At 38.6% G+C, this 19,551-nt stretch carries 23 protein-coding genes and 1 pseudogene; 15 read left to right on the plus strand and 9 right to left on the minus strand.

Going from position 1 to position 19,551, the window contains the following annotated elements; genetic code table 11:
* The first annotated feature begins 19 nt into the window (after window positions 1–19).
* The 5 genes from AB0756_RS39675 to AB0756_RS39695 all read left to right on the plus strand — a co-directional run bounded on the left by AB0756_RS39675 (window position 20) and on the right by AB0756_RS39695 (window position 4,038).
* Window positions 20–1,078 (plus strand): ParM/StbA family protein, encoded by a 1,059-nt coding sequence (locus AB0756_RS39675; RefSeq protein ID WP_408104056.1) that lies wholly within the window; start codon window positions 20–22, stop codon window positions 1,076–1,078.
* Window positions 1,078–1,362 carry a hypothetical protein gene (locus AB0756_RS39680; RefSeq protein WP_038083139.1) on the plus strand — a complete coding sequence of 95 codons (285 nt, stop codon included), beginning with the start codon at window positions 1,078–1,080 and terminating at the stop codon, window positions 1,360–1,362. The genes AB0756_RS39675 and AB0756_RS39680 overlap by 1 nt, the downstream gene beginning before the upstream one ends.
* A gap of 55 nt (window positions 1,363–1,417) precedes the next feature.
* Window positions 1,418–1,615 (plus strand): hypothetical protein, encoded by a 198-nt coding sequence (locus AB0756_RS39685; protein ID WP_038083138.1) that lies wholly within the window; start codon window positions 1,418–1,420, stop codon window positions 1,613–1,615.
* Window positions 1,616–1,619: 4 nt separating this feature from the next.
* Complete coding sequence (locus AB0756_RS39690; protein ID WP_038083135.1) at window positions 1,620–1,811, plus strand: hypothetical protein; 192 nt, start codon at window positions 1,620–1,622, stop codon at window positions 1,809–1,811.
* Window positions 1,812–1,986: 175 nt separating this feature from the next.
* Window positions 1,987–4,038 (plus strand): pentapeptide repeat-containing protein, encoded by a 2,052-nt coding sequence (locus AB0756_RS39695; RefSeq protein WP_038083133.1) that lies wholly within the window; start codon window positions 1,987–1,989, stop codon window positions 4,036–4,038.
* A gap of 120 nt (window positions 4,039–4,158) precedes the next feature.
* On the opposite strand, the gene AB0756_RS39700 is transcribed toward AB0756_RS39695, so the two are convergent.
* The 3 genes from AB0756_RS39700 to AB0756_RS39710 all read right to left on the minus strand — a co-directional run bounded on the left by AB0756_RS39700 (window position 4,159) and on the right by AB0756_RS39710 (window position 5,495).
* Entirely contained in the window at window positions 4,159–4,386 is a 228-nt protein-coding gene (locus AB0756_RS39700) for a hypothetical protein (protein ID WP_038083131.1), read from the minus strand.
* Window positions 4,387–4,538: 152 nt separating this feature from the next.
* A complete protein-coding gene (locus AB0756_RS39705; protein ID WP_038083129.1) occupies window positions 4,539–4,805 on the minus strand; it encodes a hypothetical protein in 267 nt (88 codons plus the stop codon).
* A gap of 99 nt (window positions 4,806–4,904) precedes the next feature.
* On the minus strand, window positions 4,905–5,495 hold the full coding sequence (locus AB0756_RS39710; RefSeq protein WP_038083127.1) for an RNA polymerase sigma factor: 591 nt from the start codon (window positions 5,493–5,495) through the stop codon (window positions 4,905–4,907).
* Between the two features lie 397 nt (window positions 5,496–5,892).
* Here AB0756_RS39710 and AB0756_RS39715 point away from each other — a divergent pair, with 397 nt between their 5' ends.
* Window positions 5,893–6,537 carry a site-specific integrase gene (locus AB0756_RS39715; protein WP_038083125.1) on the plus strand — a complete coding sequence of 215 codons (645 nt, stop codon included), beginning with the start codon at window positions 5,893–5,895 and terminating at the stop codon, window positions 6,535–6,537.
* A 130-nt stretch (window positions 6,538–6,667) separates the two neighbouring features.
* Here AB0756_RS39715 and AB0756_RS39720 read toward each other — a convergent pair whose 3' ends face one another.
* Window positions 6,668–7,261, minus strand: a complete 594-nt coding sequence (locus AB0756_RS39720) for a hypothetical protein (RefSeq protein WP_038083122.1) — start codon at window positions 7,259–7,261, stop codon at window positions 6,668–6,670.
* Between the two features lie 144 nt (window positions 7,262–7,405).
* Between AB0756_RS39720 and AB0756_RS39725 the strand changes: the two are divergent.
* Both AB0756_RS39725 and AB0756_RS39730 read left to right on the plus strand, forming a co-directional pair.
* A pseudogene (locus AB0756_RS39725) lies at window positions 7,406–7,621 on the plus strand (tyrosine-type recombinase/integrase); the annotation flags it as partial.
* A 117-nt stretch (window positions 7,622–7,738) separates the two neighbouring features.
* The gene (locus tag AB0756_RS39730; protein WP_038083119.1) at window positions 7,739–9,880 is read left to right on the plus strand and encodes an NACHT domain-containing protein; all 2,142 of its coding nucleotides are present in this window, start codon (window positions 7,739–7,741) and stop codon (window positions 9,878–9,880) included.
* 158 nt (window positions 9,881–10,038) lie between these two features.
* Here the strand turns inward: AB0756_RS39730 and AB0756_RS39735 are convergent, their stop codons facing one another.
* Together AB0756_RS39735 and AB0756_RS39740 are read right to left on the minus strand one after the other, a co-directional pair.
* On the minus strand, window positions 10,039–10,284 hold the full coding sequence (locus AB0756_RS39735; RefSeq protein WP_038083117.1) for a hypothetical protein: 246 nt from the start codon (window positions 10,282–10,284) through the stop codon (window positions 10,039–10,041).
* 29 nt (window positions 10,285–10,313) lie between these two features.
* Window positions 10,314–10,481 carry a hypothetical protein gene (locus tag AB0756_RS39740; RefSeq protein ID WP_153021503.1) on the minus strand — a complete coding sequence of 56 codons (168 nt, stop codon included), beginning with the start codon at window positions 10,479–10,481 and terminating at the stop codon, window positions 10,314–10,316.
* A 224-nt stretch (window positions 10,482–10,705) separates the two neighbouring features.
* Between AB0756_RS39740 and AB0756_RS39745 the strand changes: the two genes are divergently transcribed.
* From AB0756_RS39745 to AB0756_RS39760, 4 genes are all read left to right on the plus strand, one after another.
* Window positions 10,706–11,335 (plus strand): hypothetical protein, encoded by a 630-nt coding sequence (locus tag AB0756_RS39745; RefSeq protein ID WP_408104057.1) that lies wholly within the window; start codon window positions 10,706–10,708, stop codon window positions 11,333–11,335.
* 215 nt (window positions 11,336–11,550) lie between these two features.
* A complete protein-coding gene (locus tag AB0756_RS39750) occupies window positions 11,551–12,576 on the plus strand; it encodes a protelomerase family protein (protein ID WP_408037892.1) in 1,026 nt (341 codons plus the stop codon).
* A gap of 85 nt (window positions 12,577–12,661) precedes the next feature.
* The gene (locus AB0756_RS39755; protein WP_408104058.1) at window positions 12,662–13,849 is read left to right on the plus strand and encodes a hypothetical protein; all 1,188 of its coding nucleotides are present in this window, start codon (window positions 12,662–12,664) and stop codon (window positions 13,847–13,849) included.
* 247 nt (window positions 13,850–14,096) lie between these two features.
* On the plus strand, window positions 14,097–14,966 hold the full coding sequence (locus AB0756_RS39760) for a calcium-binding protein (protein WP_408104059.1): 870 nt from the start codon (window positions 14,097–14,099) through the stop codon (window positions 14,964–14,966).
* 341 nt (window positions 14,967–15,307) lie between these two features.
* Here the strand turns inward: AB0756_RS39760 and AB0756_RS39765 are convergent, their stop codons facing one another.
* On the minus strand, window positions 15,308–15,934 hold the full coding sequence (locus tag AB0756_RS39765) for a PEP-CTERM sorting domain-containing protein (RefSeq protein WP_038089353.1): 627 nt from the start codon (window positions 15,932–15,934) through the stop codon (window positions 15,308–15,310).
* Between the two features lie 1,117 nt (window positions 15,935–17,051).
* A complete protein-coding gene (locus AB0756_RS39770; protein WP_408037859.1) occupies window positions 17,052–17,255 on the minus strand; it encodes a hypothetical protein in 204 nt (67 codons plus the stop codon).
* A gap of 94 nt (window positions 17,256–17,349) precedes the next feature.
* On the opposite strand from AB0756_RS39770, the gene AB0756_RS39775 reads away from it, so the two are divergent.
* Window positions 17,350–17,475: a hypothetical protein gene (locus AB0756_RS39775; RefSeq protein WP_408037857.1), complete on the plus strand. Its 126-nt coding sequence runs from the start codon at window positions 17,350–17,352 to the stop codon at window positions 17,473–17,475.
* Window positions 17,476–18,277: 802 nt separating this feature from the next.
* On the opposite strand, the gene AB0756_RS39780 is transcribed toward AB0756_RS39775, so the two are convergent.
* The gene (locus tag AB0756_RS39780) at window positions 18,278–18,403 is read right to left on the minus strand and encodes a hypothetical protein (RefSeq protein ID WP_408037857.1); all 126 of its coding nucleotides are present in this window, start codon (window positions 18,401–18,403) and stop codon (window positions 18,278–18,280) included.
* Window positions 18,404–18,497: 94 nt separating this feature from the next.
* Between AB0756_RS39780 and AB0756_RS39785 the strand changes: the two genes are divergently transcribed.
* Entirely contained in the window at window positions 18,498–18,701 is a 204-nt protein-coding gene (locus tag AB0756_RS39785; RefSeq protein ID WP_408037859.1) for a hypothetical protein, read from the plus strand.
* 653 nt (window positions 18,702–19,354) lie between these two features.
* The coding region (locus AB0756_RS39790; RefSeq protein WP_408104060.1) for a hypothetical protein at window positions 19,355–19,551 on the plus strand (197 nt) is incomplete at its 3' end.

The raw sequence follows: 19,551 nt of genomic DNA on the forward strand, positions 1-19,551 counted from the left end.
TCAATAGGGAGATTTAGAAATGACTGAAAAAACTGCTAGCGTACCCAAAAGTACCCGTCAAAAAACTGCCTCAAAAACACCATCTAAAATCAAAAAATATTTTAAGTCAGTTATTGACCTTGGGAACCATTGGATTAAAGCATATGTGGAAGGGTATGACTACTTGAGAGAACCAAGCTGGTATGCTCGGTGCTTGAATAATACATCAGATAAGATTCCCGGTCACGTTAAATATGTGGACGGCGATCGCGAAGATTTGAAAAACACTTGCTGGTTAGTTGGAACTCAAGCCGCAAGAAGTAACAGCAGTGACCTGATTAGATTGGTCGATGATTACACGGGCAAGTCATCTCTATGGCTGCAATACTTTCTCGGTACATTGGCTCACTTACCACAAGTTAATTCAGAGATGGCTTTTGAAGTGACTGTGACCTGCAATGATGTCAAGCGTCATGAGCCAGTTATCAGGAAAAATGAAGGTACACACAAAGTTGAGCTTGCTGGCGTACCCGTATTGGTACAAATCAAAATCAATGCAGTGTACCCAGAAGGTATAGCAGCATTGAAAAGTCAAAACTTAGACGGTGCGGTAACTATCTGTGACATTGGCGGTGGTAACACGTCCATCACGCGGTTCTTTAACTCGGAACTGGTTGGTGAGCCAGTCGTTAAGGATTTCGGTGCTGAATACTTGATTGAGAAGATTGCTGCTAATTCTGACCTGAAAGCACTAATCAAGCAACCTCCCAGTAAAGACGTGATTAATCGGAGTATCGAAACTGGGGTGAAGTTCAAGAAAAGTGAGACTGGGGATAAGATAGCAGCGCTTTACTACGGTGAATCAGATTTGAATTTCTATTCAGTGTACGAACTAGAGCTAAAAGATTTCATTGATTGCAAACTACGCGAGGTCACAAAGCAGTTAGAGCAATACAAGCTTGCTGGTGACAAAATTCTCATCATTGGCGGTGGGTCTAAACTCCCCTTACTGAGTGCGGCACTCAAAAAGAAAGGTTTTCTCATCTCAGATAACGGTGCATTCGACAACCTTAAGGGATTGGTCAGTGAGGTTATGTAATGGCGATCGACAAAATCAGGATTAAAAAGTATCAGCAACCAAAAATCGAGCAATGGTCACAAGCGTTAGATATCCCGGTAACGAAGTTTATAGAGGATGCCATCAACTTTTACACAAGGTATTTAGACGGTAAACAACCAGTGACGACAGTAGAGCCAATGACCGCTATAGAACCAGTAAGCCAAGTAAGCCAAGTGGGCTTGAGTGAGCAAAAACCGCTTATAGAAACAACTGTGATTGATGTAGAGGAACCTGAAGATTTTGATGGAGGAATTGAATTATGACATACCCAAAAATTTGTAGAATCACACCGGAAGAGTAAGCAGTATTGGGAATAAAATGAAACAATCAACCATTACAGCATTATTGAGAGTGTACGACCGACTAGATGAGATAGTTGATGAATTACACAATATAGCTGAAATTGAACTAGAACTTGAAGCCTTTGACGATGCTAGCGTCTTACAAGCCAGAGCCGATATACTATATCAACAGATGTTGAATTTGGATGTAGTAATTTCAGAACTAGAGGGTTAAGGGGATGGACGAACTAAAAACTAAAATTAAAGAGTATGGTCGAATAGCTGCCTCATTAAGCCGTCAAGCTCGTTCAATACCCGTTGAGCCAAAAGAAAATCGCAAACGCAAGCTTGATTTGATGCGACAAGCTACAGAAGCTAGCAAGCAATGTCAAGCACTGATACAAGAATTAAAACGACAACAAGTAAGTTAAAAACTGGCAATCCAGAGAGACCACCAGCTTTTAGTCCAAAAATATAGATGCCCTTCTACATGAGGGGCATTTTTTCATTTTACTAGTAGCTATAGCACTGTTTGGGCGAGAATCTGGAAAATACGGGATAGAATCTGTAGAAAACTCTGTTTACGGTTTACTACCTTGCTCAGCTATGCCCATAGACTACTCTGGTGAAAATCTCCGTGGGGTCTCCTTCAGAAATCAAAACCTTGAAGGGGCGAACCTTAGCTATGCAAATATTCGCAGTGCAGATTTTACTGGTGCTAACTTGAGGGGTGCGAATTTCAGTGGTGCTATAGCTGGGTTAGAACGGCAGTGGGTTGCTTTCTTAGTAGCTGTTTCTTGGGCGATGGCGGCGATGGTAGGATTTCTATCAGCTTTTACTGGTATTTTAGTAGCGTTGCTGGTATTTGGCTCAAACTCTAAAGATCAGGTAGCTAATCAAATCATAGGCTTGACTATTGTAATTATATTTGTTATTTCTGGTGTCATTGCAATTCGTCAAGGAATACAGGCAAGTTTAGGAGTCGTAGCCGTAGCCGTAGCTGTAATCGTAGCCGCCGCCGTAGTCCTAGGCGTAACCCAAGGCTTAGCCGCATCCGAACCCATAGCCCTAGCCGTAATCGTAGGCATAAGCATAGCTGCACCTCTAACCGTAGCTGTCGTAGCCGGAATCACAGCCACAGCCGTAGCCGGAGCCACAGCCGTAGCCGTAGCCTTAGTTACAACCGTAGCCGGAGCAATAGCTTTAGCCACAGTCTTCACCTTAGCTCTAAACCTAACTGTAGCCGTAACCGCAGCTATAGCCATAGGCATAGCCGTCGCCGTCGCCCTTGTATTACTAAGTATTTATATTAGTAGGCGATCACTTAAAGGAGACCCAAAGTATGCTCTTATTCGCGACATCGCGATCGCCTTTGCAGCTTTTAAAGGAACAAGCTTCCGCAGTGCAGATTTAACCGATGCTAACTTTACAGGCGCTACCCTTAAAAGCACGGATTTTAGAAAAGCCATTCTAACTTGCACCTGCTTCCACAAAACCAAGAAACTTGACCGTGTTCGTCCTGGAACAAGCTATCTACGAATTGCAGAGGTGCGTCAAGTACTGGTTACAGGACAGGGACAGGATAAAAATTTTGACAGAATAGACCTGCGAGGAATTAATTTTAAAAATGCTCACCTAGTAGACGCTAGTTTCATAGGTGCGGATTTGAGTGAAGCAAATTTACAAGATGCTGATTTATCCAGAGCAAAGTTAGTCCAAACACAGTTAGATGCAACCGACTTAACCGGAGCAACTCTTACAGGAGCCATTATAGAAGATTGGAATATTACAAGTCATACTAAGCTGCACGGTGTAAGGTGCGAGTATGTCTATATGCGCTTACCTACAAAAGATAATCTTGACCCACTTCGCAAACCTGATAATAATGAGGAAATATTTGCAGATGGGGAGTTTGGTAATTTCATCCAACCGATTTTTGATACCCTCGACCTTTACCATAACCAAGGTGTTGACCCCCGTGCTATTGCAGTCGCTTTCAAAGAATTAGCTGAAAACAACCCAAATGCCGAACTTGAAATTGTAGCAATAGAAAGACGGGGAGATGATAAAATACTGCTTCGAGCTAAAACCGCAGCATCAGCTAACAAATCTGAATTGAGTAAAGAATATTTTATTAATTACAATCAACTTAAAACACTAGCAGAGAAAGACTTTCAAGTGTTAATAGCAGAGAAAGAATTACAAATACATAGATTAGAAATTATGATAACGACGGCATTAGAACGTCCTATTTTTTATACTCAAGGAGGAGATATTATAATGTCAGAAGGTTCAAAACAACAATTTAATAATGACTTACGTAATGCTCAAATTGCAGGAGGTCTTGTCAATGCTGATACAGTAACCGCCAATCAAATTGGTGGTAACATCACCAACTACACTCAAGAACAAAAACAAAACCTAGCACAAGCAGCATCTGAAATTCAGCAGCTACTCTTCCAGTTATCTCAAGCTAACCCCACAGACGAAGTGGTTACAGAAGCAATTCATCAGGAGATTAAACGTAATCCAACGCTAAAATCTAGATTGCAATCTGCCTTAAAAGCTGGTGGATTGGAAGCACTAAAAGCGATTTTCAATCATCCGCTATTTAGTATTCCTGCTGAAACAGTAAAAGGATGGCTTGAAGCCGAATAATCGATTTAGGGGATGAAAGGACTACAGAAAAGTCTCTATAAAGAAAAGTCTTTTTATATTACCTGTACCACATCGCGTGTACGTTATGATACAGGCTACAAATTTGATCTGGAGCTTCTACTAAGGTATTAGACCTAATTCTTGCAGAATTTTAATTAGAGAGAGGACTACTGAAGCTATAGAACTAACATCCCTCATTGTTTTAACTAGTTCTCGCCAATTCCATTGCGGTGGTTTCTTGTCAGAATTTACATCGGATTTTTGAGACAGGTTTGAATCACTGGGATTTTTTCCTACAATAGAAGTGTTGACGCTTTTGTCAGAAGCGTTAGTTTTTTCGTATTTCATAATCTATTCTCCATAGATTGTGGAAATGTTTTTAATAGTCTTTAGTTGAGTAACAGTCAGCTAAAGACTATCAATTATATAGTCGCAATCTACTGAAAATGTGACATCTATTTTTTTAAAGCATATGTCACAAACTTTTTAAACATGAAATTTCAACTTGATTCACTAAGATTTTTTATAAAGAACTTTAACTTGTCACTTTGGTCCTTATAATACTCAAGATACTTTTCTTCTAAAAACCCTTCTTTTTGTGCTAAAGAGTCTTCAAATTCAGTGATTAAAGTATCTAATAAATCGTCAGTTTCGGCAATTTTTAAAATTTTTAATATACGTTTTTCATCCACAGCAGAAAGAACTGGCAAATTTGCCAGTCGTTGATACTCTTGAAATAAACTGTGAGTTTGGAAATGCTTAAGCATTCTCCTTGTCCCTGAAATTTAGGACATGATAATTTTATAAAGTTTAGTAAGAGGGTGATGATACAATCTTTACACAATTGGTTGACACCCTCTTACAGATTAGTCTTTGGTCAAAAGAAACTGTTTAAGTCGTTCTTTAATACGCTCACCACGTTTACGTAGTGTCGCCGTACTAATATGTATTCCAGAGCTAGCCAAATGTTTTCTAACATCTTCCCAGGACAAATCCTGTTTAAAACGTAAATCAAAAATCATTTGGTCTTCTGGATTCAACTCATCACGCGCTTTTAACAGTTTCTCTAGCAGAATCTGTTCATCCAAATCAGCATCTCGATCTAAGTTTTGAGAGACAATTTCATACTCGATATCATCTATGTACTCAATTGCATCCAACTCGATAAAATTAAAATGCTTTTTGTCTTTATACTGATTCCGCATTTTATCGATAATCACATTGCGAGCTACTGTACGAACCCATGCTTTTGGATTTTTAATGATTTGTCCTTTCTCAATAGCATCAATACCACGTAGATAGACATCACCAAGAATCTCATGCAATTCAATGTGACAAAGCCCATACTGCTTTAACCAACGTTGAACAACAGGTAGAAATCGGGCATCAATACTCAGCAAAGACTCAAAGGCAGCTTTAAATTTTTGCTTTTGAATAAATTTATCTGGAGATGCCATTTAAAGCTACCCGCTAGCCCTTTACAGGGTTTCAGGCTAATAACTAACCTGGTGACCCTGTTTGAGAGCTATTAAGTAAAAGTACATAATGACGCATAATCAGTGTAGCATTTTTTGCATTAAATATCTTACACCATTTGCAATAAATACTAAAAACCAGAATTTTTGAACGCTAAATCAATATTTATAGATTATAGAATTCGCATAAATCCGTTTTTGGTACTGGTGTAATATTTGAAGGATTTCTGTAAATCCCAAGTTTTGCACTTTGCCCCCCGTATCTGACCGACCACAGTAGTAGAAAGGCGTAACATAAACATCACCACCCTAAATTAAATAAAATTTTTCCGCTGCCTAACTCTATAGTCGTAACAGACGTAAGAATGTGACACGAAAAGTGAAAGTCAATCGGCATGGTAGGGCTAAAGTGCTTACACAGTCAGAAATACAGCAAATTTTCAACCACGGGCTAGAAAATGACCGTGATAGAACTTTATTTGGTGTATGTCTGTTTACAGCGTGTCGCATTCGTGAAGCGTGTACCCTGTTGACCCCCGATATCTACACACCCAAAGGACTGGTTAGACCTAAACTGATTCTCAGAAAATCAAACACTAAGGGTAAGCTGGCAACTCGGTCTATACCAGTCATTGAGGACTTAAGAGAACTATTGTGTAGTTACTACACATTTGCGGGTAAGACTTACTTGTTCCCAGGTCGGAGTGACGGACACATTAGTGAAGATTCAGCCGCAAGGATTTTAAGAACGGCTTGCCAGCGAGTTGGGATAACTGGTGTATCCACACATAGCTTTAGGAGAACCGCGCTAACCCAAATGAGCAACGCAGGCATACCGTTACGGGTCATTCAGGAGATATCAGGACATCGGAACTTAGAACAGTTACAAAAGTATCTTGAGGTATCAGAAGAACAAGTGTTGGGTGCAGCTTCAAGCTTGGCTATGTTGTCACCAGTGGTCAGTACTGATATTAGTACTGAAATGAAACTAAAAATTGAGAACCTGTCCCCTCAAGGGGATTAGGTTTCTAGAAAAAATTAGATTAGCACGTTTTCTCAAGTATAGCCAGTTCGTTTCAGTTCCCCTTGCGGGGATTTGGTTTGTAGAAAGTACATAGTCTGAAACTTAAAATATCAACGAACTTTTTAATGATTTATGAAATTATGTTGCCGAATGTATTCAACAAAAAAATTAAAATAACAATCAATTGTTCAAATAGATTCATAACCATTTCTTTAAAAAAAATTAGCTCATTTTGTATCCAGTGTTGAAAATTCATTAATAAGGTACTTGCAGTTATGGTTACGAGAGTTATCGCAAAACTAGGACAGTAAAGTAATTTAAATAAATTTGTGTTTGTTATTTCAATTAAAGTGTTGCCGTCAAAAGATTTTGGTTCTTTAATACGATTCAGTGTTGCAAAAGCTACTAATGAAATCGAAAAAAATTTAATAACTATTTCCAACCAGCAAATTTCACTCTTGACCGTAGACTTTATCCATATAGTAATTATTAAAGCAGGTATAACAGATATAAGAACGAAGTGACGAGCTTCAGAACGTGCCTTTTTTGAATCACGTATAAGTCCTTTGTAAAAATCTCTCTTCTTTTTTTGCTTCTCATCTGTTTGTAACTCATCACTTTTATAGTCACGCTCAAGTGCTTGTTCCAAAAAATCTTCCTCCAGAAATATTAAATTGAATATATCTTGAGCCTGTTGCCACCAGTTTTGAAGTCGCTCGATCATAAATCTACCGTTTTTCTCAATGAAATAAGTACAAATACTGGTAAATTGTTACCAAAAAGTACATTTTACACCATAGCAACCTTTAACATATATTAAACGGTTCTTTTTATTACAAACAAAAAGCCCTAACTTAGTTGACATTATCTAACTCAAATGAGCAATGCTGGCATACCGTTACGGGTGATTCAAGAGATATCAGGACATCGGAACTTAGAGCAGTTGCAAAAGTACCTAGAGGTATCGTCTGAACAAGTGTTAGGTGCGGCTTCAAGCTTGGCTATGCTGTCACCTGTGGGGTCAGATGTCGGGAAATATAATTATGACGACATCGCACTAAAACAACCGCACACCAAGGGATAGCAGCGTACTACACTCGTTACTTTGTTACAAACTGTAAAAGAGACCCCACTCGGAATCAAAGCAAATAGAGGAGGAGACATTTATAATACAGACAACCAAGAACGCCCAGATTAGCGTATGCCTGAGCCAGAAGACCCCAAAGAAGCTGAAAAGGTCACTAACAATGACTTACGCGATTCCCAGTTTGGCGGCGGGTTCATTAATGCTGAGAAGGTTAATGCTGGGCGCATAGGCGGCGATATCTGGAATATCGGGAATTTGTTCCTTGGACGAAGCGATAGTACTCAATCGCTAAATCCCAGAAACCGTGTACAACAACTACTGTTAAAGCAAGTCAGTACTGAAGTTACCTCACGATTAGAGCAGTCTTTGCATAATCGAATTTATATTGTCCAAGATACAAACCAAAATCCAGAGCAAATTGAATTACCTTGGGCGAGTGAGGTAAAAGTAGGCTCAAAACCGAAAGTTCATTTAACCAATACGGAAATAACCACAATTTATGACCAGCCGGAGATTGATGGTAGATTATTGATTTTGGGTGAGCCTGGTGTTGGAAAAACTACTATGCTCCTTAAGTTAGCTGAGGAACTAGTAAACCGGGCTGAAGATGACTTTGCACATCCGATCCCTGTACTTTTTTCTTTATCTTCTTGGAAGGACGATAGTCACAGTATCAAAAATTGGCTAGTTGACCAACTAAAAGATAAATATGGGGTAAGAAAAGATATTGGTAAACAGTTAGTAGATAATCAAGAAATTATCCCGTTGCTAGATGGTTTGGATGAACTAGCAGCAGAACGTCAAGAAAAGTGCGTTATCAAAATCAATGAGTTTTTACATCCCAGCAATTGGACTAATCCTGCAATCGTTTGTAGCCGAATACAAGCATATCAACAATATAAAGCTTTGCTTCAATTAAATAACTCACTAGAATTACAGTTTTTTACATATCAACAGATTTACCAATATTTCCAAAGTACGAATAACTTACAATTGTGGAATAGTATTAGTCAAGATGCTAATTTAAAGCAATTAGCCCAAACACAACTTTTCTTAAATATTATTGTACTTTCGGCTCAAAAAATATCAATACAAAAATGGCAAAACTTTCAGTCTGATGAAGACCGTTTGACTTATTTGTTTGAGATTTATATTGAGAGGATGCTAAAACGTCCTTATAAAGAAAAACAGCCCAAAGAAGAAGATACTAAACACTGGTTAGGTTGCTTGGCACATCAGTTAATTGAGGATAATTCAACTGAGTTTTTTATTGAAAGAATGCAGCCTGATTGGTTGAGCAATAAATTTCAAAAACTTGTTTATAACGTAATAGTATTTGGAGTTATATATGCGCTGATTTTCGGGTTGATAAATGGGCTGAGATATGGGCTGATTTTTGAGCTGATAAATGGGCTGAGAAGTGGGATGATTTTTGGGCTGATTTTTGGGCTAATAAATGGGCTGAGAAATGGGCTGATTTTTGGGCTAATAAATTGGCTGAGAAATGGGGTGTTTTTAGGGTTGATAAATTGGCTGATGAATGAGGCAATTTTCGGGTTGATAAATGGGCTGATTTCTGGTGAAATTCAACCCGTTGAAAAACTCAAATTTTCTCTTAATAAGTCTTTTATTGGACTGAGAAAATGGCTGTATAATGGGCTGCTTTTCGGGCTGTTTTTCTGGCAGCCTTTTACTGATCTGTCTATTAATAGGCTGCAGAATGGGCTGTATTGTGGGTTAGTAGGAGGGGTGTTAGGGCTGACGAATGGATTTTATGGCATAGAATTAGAAAATAAAACTATTCCTAATCAAGGAATTAAACAATCAGTTATTAATACTATAATTATATCTATAGTAACTTGCTTATCGGCTTCATTATTAATATTTCTGATTGAAACAAACATACCTAAATTAATATGTCTAATAATACATATAATTACAAAAAACAAATGCAAAATTGAATCTAATATACCAAATTCCAATTTTAACGAAATTTTAATTAGTTGCTTATGGAGAGGATTGTCTGCTGGACTACTTATTGGAATAATTAAAAGTGGAACACCTGCTATTAAACATTTCATTTTGCGTGTAATTCTCTGGTCTAACGGTTACACACCTTGGAACTATGCCAAATTTCTCGACTACTGCACCAATCGCCTATTCCTACAAAGAGTTGGTGGGGGCTATCGATTTATGCATGACCTACTACGCCAACACTTTGCCAATTCCTATGGTCAAACCCAAAAACGGTCTTAACTAAAGTGACTAAGTGTTAGTAGATAAGATATTCCCAAGTACGATCGCCAAAAGTTTCAACCAAATTTTAGAAGAATTTAAATAGTGACTAAAAATGTTGAGATGGTAGTGAGTTTAAAAGCGATAGCTGAGCAATTGACTGAGTCACATCTTTATCCTCACACCGTTGGAGTAGAATTTATGAATTCTATATAAAGTGTGGCATCATACTCATTATTAACTTCTCCTTCTTCGTCTGGATTGATTTTAAAACGGGAAGGATGATGTATAACATCTTTCACAATCATATTCCAATTAGAAAAAGCTATTTTTTCACCAATATTAGGGATTCTATTAAATGTTAACTTGAGCGTACCTTTTTCATAATTTTGTAGAGAAATGTCAAGAATTAAGCAGACTGCCATGTTTCTATTTCCTCTTGAATTGATCGCGTTTACTCCTTCAACAATCCTTCGCGTCTCATACCTTCAAGTACCCATTGCCTAATCTTGTCACTTCTTTTTGGTAGGTTGCGAAGGATAGCGTCAACTTTAGGCGGATACTTTACTGATATTGGTTGTTGCTTGTCAGTGGTTCCCAGTCCAGTATTTTGGTACTTCATATATAGTTCTCTCCCTTTTCTCTATCATATCACGTACACGTGTTATTTTAATAATATTTACTTATCAAAACTCACAGGTATCATCTGAAACTTTTATACAATTATACCTTGTAAGTTCACGTGTACGTGGTATATTGAATGCATGAGAGACAAAAACCGCTTCAAACCACCGCTTCAAGTCTCTTGTTCGCTTCAATCCACCACAGAATTTAGGAGATTTTCAAATGTTGCTCGCTACAACCTTCAACCAAACCCAAGTTCAAATCGATGTTTTACAGGCTGAAATTATTCGTTTGCAAAACGAAGTTGCCAGTCTACAAGCTCATCAGCAAGCCGTCCAGTCAGCTTCTAAGGCTGCTGAAAGTGCCTTGACTCAAATCCGTACAGCATTACAGATGATTGAGTCAGTTAGCCCTAATGATGTTGCTACGTTTAAGGATGCGATCGCTCAAATCTTTCAAGGTGAAGTTTTAGCTCTCAATGCCAGCATCGACACCGATCCACAGCCCGAAGTTGCACCATCCGATAGCTGGACGGAAATTGATGAAGACATCGACAGCTATTACAAAGCTAATCCGGTAGTTGAAACTGAAAACACCACCCTTGAAACCACAGCTGTAGTTGTTGAGGAAGACGACTGCCAAGACCCCGAAGAACGCTTGCAAGAGAAAGTCGGGGAGGAAGGCGAAAGCCAACCCGAACTTGATTTTTCAGGCTTGACTTGGGTGCAAATTAAGCGATTGGCATCCTCTATGGGTATTGATATCAATCGCCGTAAGCGTCCACATTTGGAAAAAGCTCTCTCTGATATCGGTGTCACACAATCTGAAATCGACCAATTCTTGAAGGGTTAGGTAATAGCTGGGGGAGTTGTTCTCCCCTACCCCTATCAGCAATACCCAATGACCGTTAATCAACAACTATCAAACTATCAGTAAAACCGACTTTAAAGATTAGGCTAGGGTGTGCTTTTGTTCCCAGGCTGAATCTTTTTATTTGCTGTACTAGACTAGTCTAATTATTCCTTATTTACTGTGTTATGGTGGATTTAAAGATACAAAATATGACTATGAATGGCATTAAAGATGACTTTGAGAACAGCTATATTGACACAAGAGTGAAGTACTTACTTCCTATCTTTGAAGCTCTAGCACCATACAAACTTAACCAACGTAAGAAGGGAGTAGGGGATAAACCGGGATGGGAACAATTAGCTATGCGCGAGAGTGCTTTACTTAAAGCTACTTACCCTGATACTGGTGAGATTAAGAAGTATGGGACTTGCTTGAGACAAATCACAGCATTAAAGAAAGCTCTCAATACAGCAGCAAAAACTGAGTTAAAAGACCCTGCTTTGATTAACCCAGTAAAAACTATCATTTCGCATTTTGGGAACGCTTTAAGTTATTTGTTCCGAGAGTATAAAGAAGCTCAAAATATAGAATATCGAGAAAAAGTTAATACCAGAAGACAAAAAGAAAATCGAATCGAAATCGACTTAACCAACTCCCTACAGTTTGCTAAAGAAATTCTTACCAAAGCAGCAAACAACGAATTAGAAACGACCGATTGGTTAAACGTTAGCTGTAGTTTAGCGTTAGCCACTGGTAGACGAATGGCTGAGATACAGCTAGCAGCTACTTTTGAATATTCTGAGGAGTATGAAATAACTTTTAGAGGACAGTGTAAAGGTAAGTCCAGAAAAGTGAAAGTAGGCACTAAATTAATTCCCTTACGTAACGTAACATTCTATATCCCAACTCTACTGCCTGCTGATTTAGTCTGTGCTGGCTTGGATTGGTTGGATAAGCATGGGAAAAGGATTGAGAGAGATGCTGACCCTGAACTGGTGAACCGTCGTTGGTCAAAAACTCTCAACCAACACGCTAAGCAATGGGATATTTTCCCAGAGAGCGATCGGACTTATCACAAGTTCCGTGCGGCTTACTTACGGGCTTGCGTTGAAAATGACCCAACAGTTGATAAGTACGACTTTACCGATTATGCGAAGGACATTTTAGGGGATGACGATGAATCGACCATCAATGCTTATAAGCGATACGAAATCAAGGCAGGATCAATCACAAAACTTTAAAAAATCCCTAGATTAACCCTCTTGACATTTAATAGACTAGAGGGTTAGTCTAAAAATATAGATCGCTGTAAATGGTATCTCAATTATGTCACAGCAGTTAACCGCCTCAAAAATCGGGTCTCAACTAGCGTCTAAGCTTAAAGGCATTTCTGATGAAAAAGTTATCAAAGCATTGACAGTTGAGGCTTGGAACGAATTAAAAGACAAAATTCCTAACCCAAGCACTTTTAGCAGTCGCGGTTTATCCAATGCCCGTAAAGCTATTAAAGAAGCTTTTCCCGATAGTGACAAACCTTTACCTGGGTACTACCACACCATACAGGGCAAAGGACAAACACCGCGCTATGAACACTTGGCATTATGGTACTTAACTTCTAATACTGACCGTTGGGAGATAGTAGGGGACACAGCTAGAAAAACTTATGTTGAAGGACTGCCCCCACTAGATCAACAAGCAAAACAACCCGAACAACAAATACTAACAATAGAAAATATGACTATCGAAAATTTAAATCTAGATACCGAAACTCATGCGATCGTCCAAGATGCTCTCAACCACTCTGGAATGAGCCTAGCTGACTTTATTAAACAAGCCTGTAAGGTATACGGTAAAACTCTTGTAGGCAAAGCAACGCAAGTAAATGATTTAGAAAGCATTTCTACTGAAGAACTGCTAAATAACAAAAAACTACGCACTTTACCAGGACGGGCTGAGGAATTGGCTAAACGAGCTATTCAAGCACTCATAAGCCACAATGATAACGCTACTGAGAAATCTCAAAAATGGTTTGTTAGTCCTGCTGCTATTAACCTTCTCACAGGCTCAAAAATTCCGTTAATTAAACAGGTATTTGAGCAATACAAATTGATGATTAGCGACCACAACATAAAGCACCAACTGTCACCCTACGATCACCGTGGCACTGGTCGGGATATTAAAAGTGAAGTTTCCATAACTGAAGTAAAGGAAGTTAATTTAGCAGCTGTTAGCCAACCAGTAGTACCGACCAATAACCAAGAAACCTTAGTAGAATCAATCGAAACTACTGTAGAACCTGCAAAACAAACAACTGCTAAGCCGTCGTTACCTAAAGCAACACTAATCAAAGTGATTCCTTTGGACACGCCAACACTCGAAATTTACGAAATTCTTAAAGCTAACCCAGGGTATAAGGTAAGAGTTAAAGATGGACGTAAAGCTTACACCCATGTATTAATTGAAGGCGGATTCCAAACAGAAGAAACTGGCGAAATCACCCCGATAGACAAATAAACCCGTCCCCACTATCCCCACTATGCCCTATCCATAGGGGATAGTTAACTATTTCTAGCAGTGCCAATATTTACTACCTAGCTTTTACATCTCTTATTTTTACATCGGAACCTTACCATAGCGGGATTTCGGTTATTTTTTGGCTCTTAGCCTAAACTCCAGTTACGAATAAGTTTGCATAAACAAAAGTTCTATTCGTATCGATTGATGTAATACCTAATGGAACAACCAAAACTAGGAAAAATATATGGCAACTTATACTGGTACTGAAGGAAATGATAATGAATCTGTTAGCATATTCAAACGTGGTCGTGAATGGACGATGTATGGTTTAGGTGGTAATGATACGTTAAAAAGTGGTCGGAAAGATGACAAGCTATATGGCGGAACTGGTGATGATGATCTAGATGGTCGTTGGGGTGATGATGAATTATATGGTGAAGATGGAAATGACTATTTAGATGGTAGTGATGGTGATGATTATTTAGATGGTGGAAATGGTAACGATCAATTACGTGGTGGTTGGGGAAAAGACGATTTATATGGTGGAGATGGCAATGATATTCTTAATGGTAATGATGGTAATGATGAATTATATGGTGGAAATGGTAACGATGAATTAAGTGGTGGTTGGGGAGAAGACGATTTATACGGTGGAGATGGGGATGATACCCTTTATGGTAATAATGGAATTGACATTCTTATTGGTGGAGCAGGTAACGATACGCTAGTTGGAGACTCACTAAACGACAGGTTAACAGGTGTCGATCCTAATAGCAGCAATCCAGGGTTTGGAGAGATTGATTCATTAACAGGTGGTGGATTGGGAGGTGAAAAATTGGATGCTAAAGAAGACGCTTTTATATTAGGAGACTCTAATAATGTTTATTATCTTGGTGGAGGAGGTAACGACTATGCCAGAATTATAGGTTTTGAAACAAGTAATTCCAATCTATATTACGATCGGATTGTCTTAAACGGCAGTAGATCTAGTTATTCAGTATCTGGAAATAACTTGTATTACAATAACGATCTTATCGCTGTTTTTGAAAACGACGATCCCCATCCTTACATAACTGTTGCTACATTTGCTCTAGACAATGCTGTTTTTGTTTAAACCTTATTTACAGATCTCAAAATTTAGACTGAATCAAACATAATTATAGTAACACCTTAAAGAAGAACGATATAATTATATCGTTCTTCTTTTATTTCTAAAATCTATTGATAGTGCTCATCCGAAACTATCTGAATTTTGCAGAAATTATTGAAGTGCCTTTACATTAAAATACAAAATTTAAAAACCACATCCCACACTCAACTCCCCAACTTACAACAACCGAGATTGGATGTTTTGTTAAATATTTATACCTCACTACAGCCATTGAAACACTATTGACCCTACATAGGAGATATTTATACAAGGGCAGATAATAGCTCAGCTATGACTATTACAGGTCATTGCTTTGATAAATTCTTCTGAACCAATAACCCTAAACCCAAAATACCTAGACCTGCAATCACACTAGGTTCAGGAATAGATGTAGGAACACGACGAACAAGCCAATGACCTACTGTGCGAAATTCTACAGTTTCGTTAAGGTTTACTACAGTCCTTGCTATATAATTTGGTGGAACATCACCAGGAAAGTAATCCAGATAACCAGATCTACGAAGTGGTGAATAAGGAGAATCATTCAGGAAACCAAAAGTCTCTGGAAAAACTGATTGAAATCCTGTCGCTCTTACCAAACTGGTTAAATTTGTAAACGCTGTAACATCACCCGTTACTATCACATCAGTATTTGGAATACCTGCATTAATAATGAAAGTGCGCCATTCAGCTACACTGGCATGGCGAAACCCTTCAAAATCACCACCTAAACCAAATTGTCCAACCACGTCAACAAATCTACGACCTTCTGAGAGGGGAACATCTAGCCAATCAAGTCCAGTATTGGTATCACGAGTAATTGAGCCAACTCCAAACCTAGAGTCATCAAGCGAAATTAATGCGGCTGTTGCTGATGATGACCAAGTTACACAAATAAGTGTACTAATAACGAGTTGAGTTAAACTTCTCACACTACACCTCCTTTTTAGCCGTTAGTTTATATCAGTTAATTTCTACATAAAAAATAAAAGATTATTACAAAGTTAACACTGTAGCTATAGACAAGACATATACCCTAAAGACGATAAAGACAATGAAAGAATGTTGTTCAGTTGTATTCCAGCTATCTTAAAACACAGTGCATTAGTTGATTTAAGCTAAGTAACACACCACACCAACCCACTCCCCGCACCAACCCATACCCCTAGCCCAAGAGCGATAGCGTTGCTTGCGCCCTAAAGAGCGATCGCACCACGTCCCTATACCCATACATCCAAAAACCAAAAAAAGACCAAGACGTAGCAGACCCCGCTAGAAAGCGATTTAAGGACGATAGCGGGGTTTTGCAGTACTTATCACAGTAATCAATCCAAGGCAGTTGTAGAGCGTTGTAGGTAGCAATCCAGCTATAGAAGCCACAATCAAGCCATAGCAAGGGTCAATGCAGTCTCCAGGCAAGTATCAAGCAATTAACAGCCTGAGACTGCCCGATTATATTTGTCTACGATAACCAGTAGGAGTAGTAATTATATAAGCGAACCGTAGACGGATTCAAAAACCGTAGACGGATTTGAAAACCGTAGACGAGTTATTTTATTTAAACTGCCAAATTAAATTTAATTTTTTAACTGAAAACCTCACTAAAAATTAAATTCTGTATCAATCCAATACAAAATGAGGCTATTTATTCCTAAAAATCAAATAATTAGTCTAATTAAAATTTAAATTAGCCCAGTTAAAATTAAATTCTGTATCAAACTAATACAAAATGATTTTAATTAAATTTAAATTGCCAAGTTTAAATTTAATTGCTGAAGTTTTAAAACTCAATTTGAAAATCGTAGCGCGGATCGCGCTAAAATCGTGCGGCAAGTTGGCGCTAAGCATAAATACTCAGTGACTCTCAAGGAATGCGATAAGCTGGGTACAGCTTGCGCTTTGCGATCGTCCTGGGCTGGCAACAAATTTTCAACTCTCCACAAGTCCTTCATTTTGTAACTGTAATTTGAATAGTATGAACCGCCAATACAGGCGATTTATTTATGTGTAACTTCTAAATTTAAAACTTTCAGTTCAAAGCCTAACTAACTACTGGGATATACCCATCTTCTTTCTAAAATCCTTCATTTGATGCTCTGTGATAGCAGAGCATTTTTTGTTTGCGATCGTAGCTAAAATCGTGCGGCAAGTTGGCGTTAAGCATAAATACTCAGTGTTTCTCAGGTAGGGCGATCGTCCTGGGCTTGCGGCAAAATCAGCGTAAGTATTTATGCTCAATAGTTCTGTTGTCATGACGGGCAATTACTTAAAGTTCTTACAATTAGAAAAGCTAAATGTTTGACTAGTTTTGACTAGTTTAACTAAGCAAAAATACTCATAGGGAGAAGTGAACACGGTGGACGCTGTGAGGTTGGGAGTAGGGGACGGGGGATTGGGAGTAGGGGAGTGTGTTGGTGCGATCGCATTCATCCACGGACTACTAATCGATAGCTTGTCCAGAGATAAACCTTAGCTGAGGTCGTGCGGCTATCTATCTCAGTACTAGTGAATTTACTTGTCTAGGGATGTACCTAAGTGTGCTAACTTGTCCAGTGATATTTAGAGGGTTAGTCTATAGATGAACGGCTTCACCACTGCCACTTAGAGGGTTGGTACATAGATAAATGGACTTACCTGCTGCTGTCTAAAGGGTTAGTCCATTGATATACCATCTTGTCCTGACATGATTGCGGATGTCTGCGGCTCCTTATGATTAGACAAGCCACTAATCTAGGGATAAATACGGGATATCTGCAAGCACTATGTCAGTACAAGTCTTTAGTCTGTAAATGACTAGAGGGTTTGTAAAGACATAATGAATAAATGCACATACGCTCAAGTCCATAGATACCTTACTACCAATCTTTGTTCTCATGAGAACAAAGATTGGTAGTAAGGTATCTATGGACTTGAGCGTATGTGCATTTATTCATTATGTCTTTACAAACCCTCTAGTCATTTACAGACTAAAGACTTGTACTGACATAGTGCTTGCAGATATCCCGTATTTATCCCTAGATTAGTGGCTTGTCTAATCATAAGGAGCCGCAGACATCCGCAATCATGTCAGGACAAGATGGTATATCAATGGACTAACCCTTTAGACAGCAGCAGGTAAGTCCATTTATCTATGTACCAACCCTCTAAGTGGCAGTGGTGAAGCCGTTCATCTATAGACTAACCCTCTAAATATCACTGGACAAGTTAGCACACTTAGGTACATCCCTAGACAAGTAAATTCACTAGTACTGAGATAGATAGCCGCACGACCTCAGCTAAGGTTTATCTCTGGACAAGCTATCGATTAGTAGTCCGTGGATGAATGCGATCGCACCAACACACTCCCCTACTCCCAATCCCCCGTCCCCTACTCCCAACCTCACAGCGTCCACCGTGTTCACTTCTCCCTATGAGTATTTTTGCTTAGTTAAACTAGTCAAAACTAGTCAAACATTTAGCTTTTCTAATTGTAAGAACTTTAAGTAATTGCCCGTCATGACAACAGAACTATTGAGCATAAATACTTACGCTGATTTTGCCGCAAGCCCAGGACGATCGCCCTACCTGAGAAACACTGAGTATTTATGCTTAACGCCAACTTGCCGCACGATTTTAGCTACGATCGCAAACAAAAAATGCTCTGCTATCACAGAGCATCAAATGAAGGATTTTAGAAAGAAGATGGGTATATCCCAGTAGTTAGTTAGGCTTTGAACTGAAAGTTTTAAATTTAGAAGTTACACATAAATAAATCGCCTGTATTGGCGGTTCATACTATTCAAATTACAGTTACAAAATGAAGGACTTGTGGAGAGTTGAAAATTTGTTGCCAGCCCAGGACGATCGCAAAGCGCAAGCTGTACCCAGCTTATCGCATTCCTTGAGAGTCACTGAGTATTTATGCTTAGCGCCAACTTGCCGCACGATTTTAGCGCGATCCGCGCTACGATTTTCAAATTGAGTTTTAAAACTTCAGCAATTAAATTTAAACTTGGCAATTTAAATTTAATTAAAATCATTTTGTATTAGTTTGATACAGAATTTAATTTTAACTGGGCTAATTTAAATTTTAATTAGACTAATTATTTGATTTTTAGGAATAAATAGCCTCATTTTGTATTGGATTGATACAGAATTTAATTTTTAGTGAGGTTTTCAGTTAAAAAATTAAATTTAATTTGGCAGTTTAAATAAAATAACTCGTCTACGGTTTTCAAATCCGTCTACGGTTTTTGAATCCGTCTACGGTTCGCTTATATAATTACTACTCCTACTGGTTATCGTAGACAAATATAATCGGGCAGTCTCAGGCTGTTAATTGCTTGATACTTGCCTGGAGACTGCATTGACCCTTGCTATGGCTTGATTGTGGCTTCTATAGCTGGATTGCTACCTACAACGCTCTACAACTGCCTTGGATTGATTACTGTGATAAGTACTGCAAAACCCCGCTATCGTCCTTAAATCGCTTTCTAGCGGGGTCTGCTACGTCTTGGTCTTTTTTTGGTTTTTGGATGTATGGGTATAGGGACGTGGTGCGATCGCTCTT

The sequence above is a fragment of the Tolypothrix campylonemoides VB511288_2 genome (assembly GCF_045999855.1).
In the GTDB taxonomy this organism is placed as follows: Bacteria; Cyanobacteriota; Cyanobacteriia; order Cyanobacteriales; family Nostocaceae; genus Scytonema; species Scytonema bouteillei_A.